This is a genomic window from Enterobacter sp. BNK-13 (assembly GCF_048685015.1).
Lineage (GTDB): Bacteria > Pseudomonadota > Gammaproteobacteria > Enterobacterales > Enterobacteriaceae > Enterobacter > Enterobacter quasiroggenkampii.
The window spans coordinates 3236419-3249078 of record NZ_JBLQTP010000001.1 but is presented as its reverse complement, the minus strand read 5'-3'; the positions used below and the strand labels follow the sequence as shown (position 1 = coordinate 3249078).

10 protein-coding genes, 1 tRNA gene, 1 rRNA gene and 1 other annotated feature are annotated in these 12660 nt (G+C 54.6%); of the genes, 8 read left to right on the top strand and 4 right to left on the bottom strand.

What is annotated here, in order from left to right:
* The first annotated feature begins 19 nt into the window (after positions 1 to 19).
* The 3 genes from aroF to ACMGGQ_RS15620 are packed head-to-tail and all read left to right on the top strand — an operon-like array spanning position 20 to position 3155.
* Positions 20 to 1090: a 3-deoxy-7-phosphoheptulonate synthase AroF gene (gene aroF / locus ACMGGQ_RS15630; RefSeq protein WP_069720408.1), complete on the top strand. Its 1071-nt coding sequence runs from the start codon at positions 20 to 22 to the stop codon at positions 1088 to 1090.
* Between the two features lie 10 nt (positions 1091 to 1100).
* A complete protein-coding gene (gene tyrA / locus ACMGGQ_RS15625; RefSeq protein ID WP_048226728.1) occupies positions 1101 to 2222 on the top strand; it encodes a bifunctional chorismate mutase/prephenate dehydrogenase in 1122 nt (373 codons plus the stop codon).
* A 60-nt stretch (positions 2223 to 2282) separates the two neighbouring features.
* Positions 2283 to 3155, top strand: a complete 873-nt coding sequence (locus tag ACMGGQ_RS15620) for an SMP-30/gluconolactonase/LRE family protein (protein ID WP_252074120.1) — start codon at positions 2283 to 2285, stop codon at positions 3153 to 3155.
* Here ACMGGQ_RS15620 and pheA read toward each other — a convergent pair.
* From pheA to bamD, 4 genes are all read right to left on the bottom strand, one after another.
* Positions 3152 to 4312, bottom strand: coding sequence for a bifunctional chorismate mutase/prephenate dehydratase (pheA, locus tag ACMGGQ_RS15615; protein WP_420290252.1), 1161 nt, complete (start codon positions 4310 to 4312; stop codon positions 3152 to 3154). The genes ACMGGQ_RS15620 and pheA overlap by 4 nt on opposite strands.
* 30 nt (positions 4313 to 4342) lie before the next feature.
* Positions 4343 to 4468 (bottom strand) — a sequence feature (Phe leader region).
* On the bottom strand, positions 4420 to 4467 hold the full coding sequence (gene pheL, locus ACMGGQ_RS15610) for a pheA operon leader peptide PheL (RefSeq protein ID WP_100249759.1): 48 nt from the start codon (positions 4465 to 4467) through the stop codon (positions 4420 to 4422). (Overlaps the previous feature by 48 nt.)
* 110 nt (positions 4469 to 4578) lie before the next feature.
* A complete protein-coding gene (gene raiA, locus ACMGGQ_RS15605) occupies positions 4579 to 4920 on the bottom strand; it encodes a ribosome-associated translation inhibitor RaiA (protein ID WP_008502470.1) in 342 nt (113 codons plus the stop codon).
* A 267-nt stretch (positions 4921 to 5187) separates the two neighbouring features.
* Entirely contained in the window at positions 5188 to 5925 is a 738-nt protein-coding gene (gene bamD, locus ACMGGQ_RS15600) for an outer membrane protein assembly factor BamD (protein ID WP_069720409.1), read from the bottom strand.
* Between the two features lie 131 nt (positions 5926 to 6056).
* Here bamD and rluD point away from each other — a divergent pair, with 131 nt between their 5' ends.
* From rluD to ACMGGQ_RS15575, 5 genes are all read left to right on the top strand, one after another.
* Positions 6057 to 7037 (top strand): 23S rRNA pseudouridine(1911/1915/1917) synthase RluD, encoded by a 981-nt coding sequence (rluD, locus tag ACMGGQ_RS15595; protein ID WP_008502468.1) that lies wholly within the window; start codon positions 6057 to 6059, stop codon positions 7035 to 7037.
* Positions 7034 to 7765 (top strand): purine nucleoside phosphorylase YfiH, encoded by a 732-nt coding sequence (yfiH, locus tag ACMGGQ_RS15590; RefSeq protein WP_126289042.1) that lies wholly within the window; start codon positions 7034 to 7036, stop codon positions 7763 to 7765. The genes rluD and yfiH overlap by 4 nt, the downstream gene beginning before the upstream one ends.
* Positions 7766 to 7894: 129 nt before the next feature.
* Entirely contained in the window at positions 7895 to 10468 is a 2574-nt protein-coding gene (gene clpB, locus ACMGGQ_RS15585; protein WP_045909253.1) for an ATP-dependent chaperone ClpB, read from the top strand.
* A gap of 427 nt (positions 10469 to 10895) precedes the next feature.
* Positions 10896 to 12437, top strand: a 16S ribosomal RNA gene (locus tag ACMGGQ_RS15580).
* An 85-nt stretch (positions 12438 to 12522) separates the two neighbouring features.
* Positions 12523 to 12598, top strand: a tRNA-Glu gene (locus ACMGGQ_RS15575).
* Positions 12599 to 12660 lie beyond the last annotated feature (62 nt).

Below are 12660 nucleotides of genomic sequence, written 5' to 3'. Positions count from 1 at the left end.
GCTTTACAGGATCGCCATCATGCAAAAAGACGCGCTGAACAACGTACATATCACTGACGAACAGGTTTTAATTACTCCGGATCAACTGAAAGCGGAATTTCCGCTGAGCGTCGCGCAGGAGGCTCAGATTGAGCACTCGCGTCAGACCATTTCAAATATCATCGCCGGCCGCGATCCGCGCCTGCTGGTGGTGTGTGGTCCTTGCTCCATTCACGATCCTGAAACCGCCATTGAGTACGCTCGTCGATTTAAAGCATTAGCGGAGGAGGTCAGCGATAGCCTCTATCTGGTGATGCGCGTCTATTTTGAGAAGCCACGTACCACTGTCGGCTGGAAAGGATTGATTAACGATCCGCACATGGATGGCTCGTTTGATGTGGAAGCAGGTCTGAAGATTGCGCGTCGCCTGCTGGTGGAGCTGGTCAGCATGGGGCTGCCTCTGGCAACCGAAGCGCTGGATCCGAACAGCCCGCAATACCTTGGCGATCTGTTCAGCTGGTCCGCGATTGGCGCGCGTACCACGGAATCGCAAACCCACCGCGAGATGGCGTCTGGTCTGTCGATGCCGGTTGGTTTTAAAAACGGTACCGATGGCAGTCTGGCGACGGCGATCAATGCCATGCGCGCTGCCGCCATGCCGCACCGTTTCGTCGGTATCAACCAGGCGGGCCAGGTCTGCCTCCTGCAAACGCAGGGCAACCCGGACGGTCACGTGATCCTGCGCGGTGGGAAAGCCCCGAACTACAGCCCGGCGGACGTGGCGCAGTGTGAAAAAGAGATGGAGCAGGCGGGACTGCGCCCGGCACTGATGGTAGATTGCAGTCATGGTAATTCGAATAAAGATTACCGTCGCCAGCCTGCGGTTGCGGAATCCGTGGTCGCACAGATCAAAGATGGCAATCGTTCGATTATCGGTCTGATGATTGAGAGCAATATTCATGAAGGCAATCAATCATCTGAACAACCGCGCAGCGCCATGAAGCACGGCGTCTCCGTGACGGATGCCTGCATCAGCTGGGAGACCACCGATGCGCTGCTGCGTGAGATCCATAAAGATTTAAGCGGCCAGCTGGCGACGCGTCTGGCTTAAGAGGGTAGTTATGGTTGCTGAATTGACCGCACTGCGCGATCAAATTGATGAAGTGGATAAGGCGCTGCTGGATCTGCTGGCGCGCCGCATGGCCCTGGTTGCCGAAGTTGGTGAGGTGAAAAGCAAATACGGCCTGCCGATCTACGTCCCGGAGCGCGAGGCCTCCATGCTGGCCTCCCGTCGCAAAGAGGCGCAGGCGCTGGGCGTTTCGCCGGATTTGATTGAGGATGTTCTGCGTCGCGTGATGCGGGAGTCCTATTCCAGTGAAAACGACAAGGGCTTCAAAACCCTCTGTCCGACCCTGCGTCCGGTGGTGATTGTCGGCGGTGCAGGACAGATGGGGCGCCTGTTTGAAAAAATGCTGACCCTTTCTGGCTATCAGGTGCGCATTCTGGAAAAAGAGGACTGGGCCCAGGCGCCGGAACTCATGAAAGATGCCGGAATGGTTATCGTCAGCGTGCCGATCCACGTGACGGAGCAGATCATCGGGAAGCTGCCTCCTTTACCGAAAGATTGCATCCTGGTGGATCTGGCCTCCGTCAAAAATGGTCCGCTACAGGCTATGCTGGCGGCGCATACGGGGCCGGTGCTGGGTCTGCACCCAATGTTTGGCCCGGACAGCGGCAGCCTGGCTAAGCAGGTGGTGGTTTACTGCGACGGTCGTCAGCCGGAAGCCTATCAGTGGTTCCTGGAACAGATTCAGGTATGGGGCGCACGGCTGCACCGCATCAGCGCGGTTGAGCACGACCAGAACATGGCGTTCATTCAGGCGCTGCGCCACTTTGCGACGTTTGCCTACGGCCTGCATCTGGCGGAAGAGAACGTGCAGCTTGAACAGCTGCTGGCGCTCTCTTCACCTATCTATCGTCTGGAGCTGGCGATGGTCGGGCGTCTGTTCGCGCAGGATCCGCAACTGTACGCGGATATTATTATGTCCTCGGAAAATAACCTGGCGCTGATCAAGCGCTACTATCAGCGCTTTGGTGAAGCCATTACGCTGCTGGAGCACGGAGACAAGCAGGCGTTTATCGACAGCTTCCGCAAGGTCGAGCACTGGTTTGGCGATTACGCGCAGCGTTTCCAGAATGAGAGCCGGACGTTGTTGCGCCAGGCAAATGACAGTCGCCAGTAATGCGATGATGTATATACTGAAAGCCAGCCTTGCTGGCTTTTTTCATTTTGGGGAACTGTCATGGCCGAACCGCAGCTGCTGTTGAATTACACCGGGCATTTGCCTGAATGCCCGACGTGGAGCGCCGACGAGCACGCGCTCTACTGGGCCGATATTCTGAAAGGAGAGATCCACCGCTACCATCTGCCGACGGCGGAACACACCGTGCTTTCTTTCCACGAGGAGGTGGGCTGTTTCGCGCTGCGAGAGCGCGGCGGGTTTATTGTCGCCATGCGCAATGGCATCTGGCTTGCCGATAAGCATGGCCTTCTGCAGCGCAAGGTGTGCGACAACCCCTCTAACCCGCAGCTGGCGCGTTTTAACGATGGGGGTACCGACCATCAGGGCCGGTTCTATGCGGGCACGTTCTGGGGGCCGGGAGATTACAACGGCGCCCTGCTGATGCGCATCGACAACGACCTGACGCCGAAGGTGATCCAGTGCGATATTCACGGGCACAACGGCTTAGCGTTTAGCCCGGATAAGCAGTGGATGTTTACCTCAGACACGCCAAACGGTGTGATTTACCGTACCCCGCTTGATGAGCAGGGCGAACCGGGTAAGCGAGAGGTGTTTCGTCAGTTTAAAGAGGGCGAGGGGATACCGGACGGCGCGGCGATGGATGTGGAAGGTTGCTACTGGAGCGCGCTGTTTGACGGCTGGCGCATCGCGCGTTTTTCACCGCAAGGGGAGCAGCTGGAAGAGTATCGCATGCCGGTACGTTGCCCGACGATGGTCTGCTTTGGCGGCGATGATATGAAAACGCTGTTTATTACCACCACGCGGGAAAATATGGATGCGGAGGAGGTGACGAAATATCCGCTCTCCGGCGCCATCTTCACCCTGCCGGTGAGCGTGGCAGGGATGAAGAAAAGCCGTTTTATCGAACGTTAGATCGGATCGACCGGCACGACGTTTTCGCTCGGATAGCAGCCCAGCACTTTCATGGAGCGGGTGATTTCGCCCAGCTCGCGCAGGGCTTTCTGCATGGAAGCAGACTCGAGGTTGGCCTGGATATCGAGGTAGAACATCTCTTCCCATGGGTTACCGTGGATTGGGCGCGATTCCAGCCGGGTCATGATCAGGTTGTGATTACGCAGTACCAGCAGGGCTTCAACCAGCGCACCGGCCTGTTGGCCGGTAGCCATCAGCAGCGTGGTTTTGGCCGGTACCTGGTCAGACACATTGATTGCCTTGCGGGCCAGCACCACGAAGCGGGTAATGTTTTGCGTCTGGTTTGCCAGGTTGCGTTCCAGCACCTGTAAACCATACAGCGCGCCGCCCGCTTCGCTGCCGAGCGCCGCGACGGTGGGAGAGTTCGCCTGGGCGACTTTTTCCATCGCCGCCGAGGTGCTTTCGGTGTACTCAATTTTCCAGTTCGGATAGCGGTTCAGGAACTGGCTGCACTGCTGGAACGGCTGCGGGTGGCTGTAGACGGTTTCGATCGTGTTCAGGTCCGTTGAACCGGAGACCAGCACGCAGTGATCGATAGGGATCGTCAGCTCGCCGACCAGCGACAGGCTGGTGTGCTGCAGCAAGTCGTAGACATCGTTGATGGCGCCGGAGCTGGTGTTTTCAATCGGCACCACGGCGTAATCCGCCTGGCCGGTCTCGACCTGGTTAAAAATGTCGGCAAACTTCGCGCAGCCGCTTTCAATAAATTCTTCGAAATGGCGAGCGGCATACTGACGTGCGGCCAGGTGAGAATAGGAGCCCTTTGGCCCGAGGAAAGCGATACGCGCAGAGTGCGGATTGGTTTTATTGAGATGCTGCTGGAGTAGTGCTTGCTGGGTCAGAACGGAATCTTCGATGATGAGCTGGAACAACCGGGTGATGTAGTGGGCATCGAGGTGATGCGCTTTGCCGAGCTGAATGAGCCGTTCCAGCAGATCCCGCTCGCGGTCGATATCACGGACCGGACGATGGGAGTCCAGTTTGGCTTTACCCACTTCAACGGTAAGGGCGCGGCGTTCGGCCAGCAGCGCCAGCAGTTTCTCATCCAGCGCGCTGATTTTTACTCGCAGATCCAGTAACGGGTTTTCCGGTGTCATAGTGTTGCCTGTCTCATCTTATCGTTATCAATAAAAAAGGCCCCCCGGTGTGGGAGGCCTTGTTGTTCGTCTTCGCATTCTTTATCACACGACGAAACGCCTCCCGTTCAGGGGAAGGTAAAAAAGAATGCGAAGAAGAACGGCGTAAGTTTCATAAAGTCATCCTGTGAGTGATACCGTTAAAGTACCCGTACTGTTTTCACCCTGTCAATAAAAAACAAAAAACGCGCCCGAAGGCGCGTTGGCGGTACACTCAATTTAAAGGATTACTCTTCTTCAACTTCTTCCGCGAAGCTGGCGTCTTTCACCGACGTTGTGGCGCGACGGGCTTCACCTTTGTGTTGCACTTTATTGAGCTGCCGTTCCAGCTTGTTGATCAAATCGTTAATAGCGGTGTACATATCCTCATGTTTTGCGCTGGCGACCAGATGGCCGTTTGGAGTATTGATAGTTGCGTCAGCGATGAAACCCTGCGGCTCCTTGGATAGGATGATATGTGGATTAATCAAATGTGTTTGCCATTTATCCAGTTTGGCGAGACGGTCTGCGACGTGCTGGCGAATTGCCGGAGTAATTTCCATTTGTTTACTGGTAATGTTCATTGTCATAAATTTTACCTCTTGTCTTTCCGTCTTGGTGATTCCAGCATACCCGACCTAATGTCAAAATGTGTGATTTAGATCACGTTATTTTGTCGGTTTTTGTCAGGGAATCTTTTTTGTGAGGCAGGGCAGGAAGAGGTGAGATTTACCTTGTAGAAGGCATAAATTGGGGCCATAGTTGACAGGATGTGTTGAGGCTAACGCGCTTCAGCGACGCTCAGAAACGAATAAAAAACGGCAGCCTTCGGGCTGCCGTTTTGCATTGAGGCAAAATCAGGTGTTGCTGCTGTTCGCGGCGATGATTTTCGCCACTTTTTCAGCCTGACCGGTCATCTGCATCTGACGGTAAGCATTTTCCATCAGCTTCAGGCCGTCGCGCGTTGCCTGAGTATCCGGGTAATCACGCAGCATACCTTCTACGCGGTTAACCACGGCAACCCATGCGCCACGGCGGGTATAATATTCCGCCACGGAGTATTCATATTTCGCCAGACGATCTTTAAGGAACACCAGACGTTTGGTTGCGTCGGTCACGTACTGGCTGTTCGGATAGCCGCGCACCAGCTTGGAGAAGTCATTGAAGGCATCACGCGCATGCTGCGGGTCACGGTCAGAACGATCCACGCCGAAGAAGCCCTGCAGCGCACTGTCGTCCAGCGCCATGTTGGTGAGGCCGCGCATGTACATTACGTAGTCGATGTTAGGATGAGTCGGGTTCAGACGCATGAAACGATCGATGGTTGCCTGAGCCAGCGGCAGATCGGCATTTTTATAGTATGCGTAGATGAGATCTAACTGTACCTGCTGCGAATACGGACCAAATGGATAGCGATTATCCAACGCTTCCAGTTGCGTTATCGCCTGTTTCCAGTTACCGTCCTGCAACTTTTGTTGTGCAGTCGCATAGATTTCATTCGGCGGATTGTCAGGGACCTGTTCATTTGAACCGGAGCAGCCCACCAAAGCCAGGCTCAACGTGGCCGCTGCCACCAGATATTTCATGCGCGTCATGACGTTTTGACTTTCCTCAAATGTTTGTCCGGGAGAAACTCTGTTCCTGCTCCCGATTAAGACCAGCTACAATAGCACACTATATTAAACGGCAAAGCCGTAAAACCCAACGTTAAACGAAGAAGCAGTTTATGGCACAACGAGTAGAACTCACCGCAACAGTCTCCGAAAATCAGCTCGGTCAACGCTTAGATCAGGCTTTGGCCGAATTGTTCCCTGATTATTCGCGTTCACGCATAAAAGAATGGATCCTTGACCAGCGCGTGATGGTAAACGGCAAGATCTGGGACAAACCAAAAGAGAAAGTGTTAGGTGGGGAAGCTGTCGCCATCAATGCTGAAATCGAAGAGGAAATCCGCTTCGAGCCGCAGGATATCCCACTGGACATCGTCTATGAAGATGATGACATTCTGGTGATCAACAAGCCGCGCGACCTGGTTGTTCACCCGGGTGCGGGAAACCCTGACGGTACGGTACTTAACGCACTTCTCCATTATTATCCGCCGATCGCGGATGTTCCGCGCGCGGGCATCGTGCACCGTCTGGATAAAGACACTACCGGTCTGATGGTGGTGGCGAAGACCGTTCCTGCTCAGACCCGTCTGGTGGAGTCGCTGCAGCTGCGCGAAATCACCCGTGAGTATGAGGCGGTAGCCATTGGGCATATGACCTCTGGCGGGACGGTAGAAGAGCCTATCAGCCGTCACCCGACCAAGCGAACCCATATGTCGGTGCATCCGATGGGTAAACCGGCGGTGACGCACTATCGCATTATGGAGCATTTCCGTATCCATACGCGTCTGCGTCTGCGTCTGGAGACCGGACGTACCCACCAGATCCGCGTGCATATGGCCCACATTACCCATCCGCTGGTGGGGGATCAGGTCTACGGTGGTCGTCCTCGCCCGCCTAAAGGCGCATCGGATGAGTTCATCAGCGTATTGCGTAAATTCGACCGTCAGGCGCTGCACGCGACCATGCTGCGTCTTTACCATCCTATCACCGGCATTCAGATGGAGTGGCATGCGCCTATCCCGCAGGATATGGTGGACCTTATTGACGCCATGCGTGCTGATTTCGAAGAACATAAGGATCAAGTGGACTGGTTATGACCAAACTGATTGTCCCGGAGTGGCCATTGCCTGCCGGCGTGGCTGCCTGCAGTTCAACCCGCACTGGCGGTGTTAGCCAGGGCGCGTGGGCGTCGTTGAACCTCGGCGCACACTGTGGCGATAACCTGGAACACGTGGAAGAGAACCGCAGGCGTCTGTTTGCTGCGGGGAACCTGCCTTCAAATCCGGTCTGGCTGGAACAGGTTCATGGCAAGGCGGTGCTGAAGTTGACGGGAGAACCCTATGCTTCTAAACGCGCTGATGCCTCTTACAGCAATACTCCGGGAACCGTTTGTGCCGTAATGACCGCCGATTGTCTGCCGGTGCTGTTCTGCAACCGTGCAGGCACCGAGGTGGCTGCAGCGCACGCGGGCTGGCGTGGACTGTGTGAAGGCGTGCTGGAAGAAACCGTCGCCTGCTTTAAGGATGAGCCCGCCAATATTATGGCCTGGCTTGGCCCGGCCATTGGTCCTCGCGCTTTTGAAGTGGGGCCGGAGGTTCGCGAAGCCTTTATGGATAAAGATCCGCAAGCGGTGGACGCCTTCCTGCCTTCTGGAGATAAATATCTCGCCGATATTTACCAGCTTGCTCGTCAGCGCCTGAACAGCGTCGGCATAACGCAGATCTTCGGCGGCGATCGCTGTACATTCACCGAAAAGGGTGATTTTTTCTCTTATCGCCGCGACAAGACGACGGGGCGTATGGCAAGTTTCATTTGGCTGATATAACCTAAAGAATCAAGACGATCCGGCACGTGCCGTTTTCTTTTCACATAATTCAGGTCATTAACCTTGAATAATTGAGGGATGACCTCATTTAATCTCCAGTAGCAAATTTGACCTGTTATGGGAGGAGTTATGCGTCTGGATCGTCTTACTAATAAATTCCAGCTTGCTCTCGCCGATGCCCAGTCCCTCGCACTGGGGCACGACAACCAATTTATCGAACCTCTTCATTTAATGAGCGCCTTGCTGAATCAGGAAGGGGGATCGGTACGTCCTTTATTAACGTCCGCTGGCATTAATGCTGGCCAGTTACGCACCGCTATCGATCAGGCGCTGAGCCGTTTACCGCAGGTCGAAGGGACCGGCGGCGACGTTCAGCCGTCGCAGGATCTGGTGCGCGTCCTGAACCTTTGCGACAAGCTGGCGCAAAAACGTGGGGACAATTTTATTTCGTCAGAGCTGTTTGTTCTGGCGGCGCTTGAATCACGCGGTACCTTGACCGACCTGCTGAAATCTGCCGGTGCGACCACCGCCAATGTGACTCAGGCGATTGAGAATATGCGCGGAGGTGAAAGCGTGAACGATCAGGGAGCCGAAGACCAACGTCAGGCTTTGAAGAAATTTACGGTCGATCTGACCGAGCGTGCTGAACAGGGCAAACTTGACCCGGTGATCGGCCGTGATGAAGAAATCCGCCGTACCATTCAGGTACTGCAGCGTCGTACCAAGAACAACCCGGTACTGATAGGTGAACCGGGGGTCGGTAAAACCGCCATCGTTGAAGGGCTGGCGCAGCGTATTGTGAACGGTGAAGTGCCGGAAGGTCTGAAAGGCCGCCGCGTACTGGCGCTGGACATGGGCGCGCTGGTGGCCGGTGCGAAATACCGCGGCGAGTTCGAAGAGCGCCTTAAAGGCGTGCTTAACGACCTGGCGAAGCAGGAAGGCAACGTTATCCTGTTTATCGATGAGCTGCACACGATGGTCGGTGCCGGTAAGGCAGACGGCGCGATGGATGCCGGGAACATGCTGAAACCTGCGCTGGCGCGCGGTGAACTTCACTGCGTCGGTGCCACCACGCTGGATGAGTACCGTCAGTACATTGAGAAAGATGCTGCGCTGGAACGTCGTTTCCAGAAAGTGTTTGTTGCCGAGCCAAGCGTTGAAGATACCATCGCCATCCTGCGTGGTCTGAAAGAGCGCTATGAACTGCACCACCATGTGCAGATCACTGACCCGGCGATCGTTGCGGCGGCGACGCTTTCGCATCGTTATATTGCTGACCGTCAGCTGCCGGATAAAGCGATCGACCTGATTGATGAAGCGGCGTCGAGCATTCGTATGCAGATTGACTCGAAGCCGGAAGAACTGGACCGACTCGACCGACGCATCATTCAGCTCAAGCTGGAACAGCAGGCGCTGAAGAAAGAGTCTGATGAAGCCAGTAAGAAACGCCTCGATATGCTCAATGAAGAACTGGACGATAAAGAGCGCCAGTATTCTGAGCTGGAAGAAGAGTGGAAAGCCGAGAAAGCCTCCCTTTCCGGTACGCAGACTATTAAAGCTGAACTCGAACAGGCAAAAATTGCCATTGAGCAGGCGCGACGCGTGGGTGACCTGGCGCGAATGTCTGAGCTGCAGTACGGCAAAATTCCTGAGCTGGAAAAACAGCTTGAGATCGCGACGCAGTCAGAAGGTAAAACGATGCGTCTGTTGCGTAATAAAGTGACGGATGCCGAGATCGCGGAAGTCCTGGCACGCTGGACCGGTATTCCCGTGGCGCGCATGCTGGAAGGCGAGCGTGAAAAACTGCTGCGCATGGAGAACGATCTCCACAATCGTGTGATTGGTCAAAATGAAGCGGTTGAAGCGGTATCGAATGCTATTCGTCGTAGCCGTGCAGGGCTGTCCGATCCGAACCGCCCGATTGGTTCGTTCCTGTTCCTGGGGCCGACCGGTGTCGGTAAAACCGAGCTGTGCAAAGCGCTGGCTAACTTTATGTTCGACAGCGACGATGCGATGGTGCGTATCGACATGTCCGAGTTTATGGAGAAACACTCCGTCTCGCGTCTGGTCGGGGCGCCTCCAGGATATGTGGGTTATGAAGAAGGTGGGTATCTGACAGAAGCGGTGCGTCGTCGTCCTTATTCCGTCATCCTGCTGGATGAGGTGGAAAAAGCGCATCCGGATGTGTTCAACATCCTGCTTCAGGTGCTGGACGATGGTCGTCTGACCGACGGGCAGGGGAGAACGGTCGACTTCCGTAATACGGTTGTCATTATGACCTCGAACCTGGGTTCCGATTTGATTCAGGAACGTTTCGGTGAACTGGACTACAGCCATATGAAGGATTTGGTGCTGGGTGTAGTAAGCCATAACTTCCGTCCGGAGTTCATCAACCGTATTGATGAAGTGGTGGTATTCCATCCTCTGGGTGAGAAACACATTGCGTCGATTGCGCAGATCCAGCTGCAGCGTCTGTACAAACGTCTGGAAGAGCGTGGATATGAAATTCACATCTCCGACGATGCGCTGAAGCTGCTGAGTAAGAATGGTTACGATCCGGTGTACGGTGCGCGTCCATTGAAACGCGCTATCCAGCAGCAGATCGAAAACCCGCTGGCGCAACAGATCCTCTCCGGGGAGCTGGTTCCTGGCAAAGTTATCCGTCTGGAAGCCAACGACGATCGCATTGTGGCAGTGCAGTAAGTCACAAAACGCAAAAACGAGCCGCTTGCGGCTCGTTTTTGTTTAAAAACCAGGCGAAAATTGAGGTCTGGAGTTAGTTTTGCCTGGAAAGTGAGCGGTCAGTAAATAAATTTCACTTTATCCTTGCAGGTTCAGAATTACTCCCTATAATGCGCCTCCACTGACACGGAACAACGGCACACACGCCGCCGGGTCAGCAGAGAAAAGCGAAAATAAACGCTTGACTCTGAAGCGGGAGAGCGTAATATGCACACCCCGCGCCGCAGCGAAAACGAAGCGGCACTGCTCTTTAACAATTTATCAGACAATCTGTGTGGGCACTCAAAGTGACATGGATTCTTAATGTCTTCGGACAATAAATGAATACCAAGTCTCTGAGTGAACATACGTAATTCATTACGAAGTTTAATTCACGAGCATCAAACTTAAATTGAAGAGTTTGATCATGGCTCAGATTGAACGCTGGCGGCAGGCCTAACACATGCAAGTCGAGCGGCAGCGGAAAGTAGCTTGCTACTTTGCCGGCGAGCGGCGGACGGGTGAGTAATGTCTGGGAAACTGCCTGATGGAGGGGGATAACTACTGGAAACGGTAGCTAATACCGCATAACGTCGCAAGACCAAAGAGGGGGACCTTCGGGCCTCTTGCCATCAGATGTGCCCAGATGGGATTAGCTAGTAGGTGGGGTAACGGCTCACCTAGGCGACGATCCCTAGCTGGTCTGAGAGGATGACCAGCCACACTGGAACTGAGACACGGTCCAGACTCCTACGGGAGGCAGCAGTGGGGAATATTGCACAATGGGCGCAAGCCTGATGCAGCCATGCCGCGTGTATGAAGAAGGCCTTCGGGTTGTAAAGTACTTTCAGCGGGGAGGAAGGTGTTGAGGTTAATAACCTCAGCAATTGACGTTACCCGCAGAAGAAGCACCGGCTAACTCCGTGCCAGCAGCCGCGGTAATACGGAGGGTGCAAGCGTTAATCGGAATTACTGGGCGTAAAGCGCACGCAGGCGGTCTGTCAAGTCGGATGTGAAATCCCCGGGCTCAACCTGGGAACTGCATTCGAAACTGGCAGGCTAGAGTCTTGTAGAGGGGGGTAGAATTCCAGGTGTAGCGGTGAAATGCGTAGAGATCTGGAGGAATACCGGTGGCGAAGGCGGCCCCCTGGACAAAGACTGACGCTCAGGTGCGAAAGCGTGGGGAGCAAACAGGATTAGATACCCTGGTAGTCCACGCCGTAAACGATGTCGACTTGGAGGTTGTGCCCTTGAGGCGTGGCTTCCGGAGCTAACGCGTTAAGTCGACCGCCTGGGGAGTACGGCCGCAAGGTTAAAACTCAAATGAATTGACGGGGGCCCGCACAAGCGGTGGAGCATGTGGTTTAATTCGATGCAACGCGAAGAACCTTACCTACTCTTGACATCCAGAGAACTTTCCAGAGATGGATTGGTGCCTTCGGGAACTCTGAGACAGGTGCTGCATGGCTGTCGTCAGCTCGTGTTGTGAAATGTTGGGTTAAGTCCCGCAACGAGCGCAACCCTTATCCTTTGTTGCCAGCGGTTAGGCCGGGAACTCAAAGGAGACTGCCAGTGATAAACTGGAGGAAGGTGGGGATGACGTCAAGTCATCATGGCCCTTACGAGTAGGGCTACACACGTGCTACAATGGCGCATACAAAGAGAAGCGACCTCGCGAGAGCAAGCGGACCTCATAAAGTGCGTCGTAGTCCGGATTGGAGTCTGCAACTCGACTCCATGAAGTCGGAATCGCTAGTAATCGTAGATCAGAATGCTACGGTGAATACGTTCCCGGGCCTTGTACACACCGCCCGTCACACCATGGGAGTGGGTTGCAAAAGAAGTAGGTAGCTTAACCTTCGGGAGGGCGCTTACCACTTTGTGATTCATGACTGGGGTGAAGTCGTAACAAGGTAACCGTAGGGGAACCTGCGGTTGGATCACCTCCTTACCTTAAAGAACCTGCCTTTGCAGTGCTCACACAGATTGTCTGATGAAAAGTAAATAGCAAGGCGTCTTGCGATTGAGACTTCAGTGTCCCCTTCGTCTAGAGGCCCAGGACACCGCCCTTTCACGGCGGTAACAGGGGTTCGAATCCCCTAGGGGACGCCACTTGCTGGTTCGTGAGTGAAAGTCACCTGCCGTCATATCTCAAAACTGACTTACGAGTCACG

Bases quoted from the DNA above. Each gene is read 5' to 3' on its own strand.
- raiA (WP_008502470.1), bottom strand. From the start codon at position 4,920: ATGACAATGAACATTACCAGTAAACAAATGGAAATTACTCCGGCAATT.
- bamD (WP_069720409.1), bottom strand. From the start codon at position 5,925: ATGACGCGCATGAAATATCTGGTGGCAGCGGCCACGTTGAGCCTGGCT.
- pheA (WP_420290252.1), bottom strand. From the start codon at position 4,312: ATGACACCGGAAAACCCGTTACTGGATCTGCGAGTAAAAATCAGCGCG.
- yfiH (WP_126289042.1), top strand. From the start codon at position 7,034: ATGACCAAACTGATTGTCCCGGAGTGGCCATTGCCTGCCGGCGTGGCT.
- aroF (WP_069720408.1), top strand. From the start codon at position 20: ATGCAAAAAGACGCGCTGAACAACGTACATATCACTGACGAACAGGTT.
- rluD (WP_008502468.1), top strand. From the start codon at position 6,057: ATGGCACAACGAGTAGAACTCACCGCAACAGTCTCCGAAAATCAGCTC.
- clpB (WP_045909253.1), top strand. From the start codon at position 7,895: ATGCGTCTGGATCGTCTTACTAATAAATTCCAGCTTGCTCTCGCCGAT.
- tyrA (WP_048226728.1), top strand. From the start codon at position 1,101: ATGGTTGCTGAATTGACCGCACTGCGCGATCAAATTGATGAAGTGGAT.
- ACMGGQ_RS15620 (WP_252074120.1), top strand. From the start codon at position 2,283: ATGGCCGAACCGCAGCTGCTGTTGAATTACACCGGGCATTTGCCTGAA.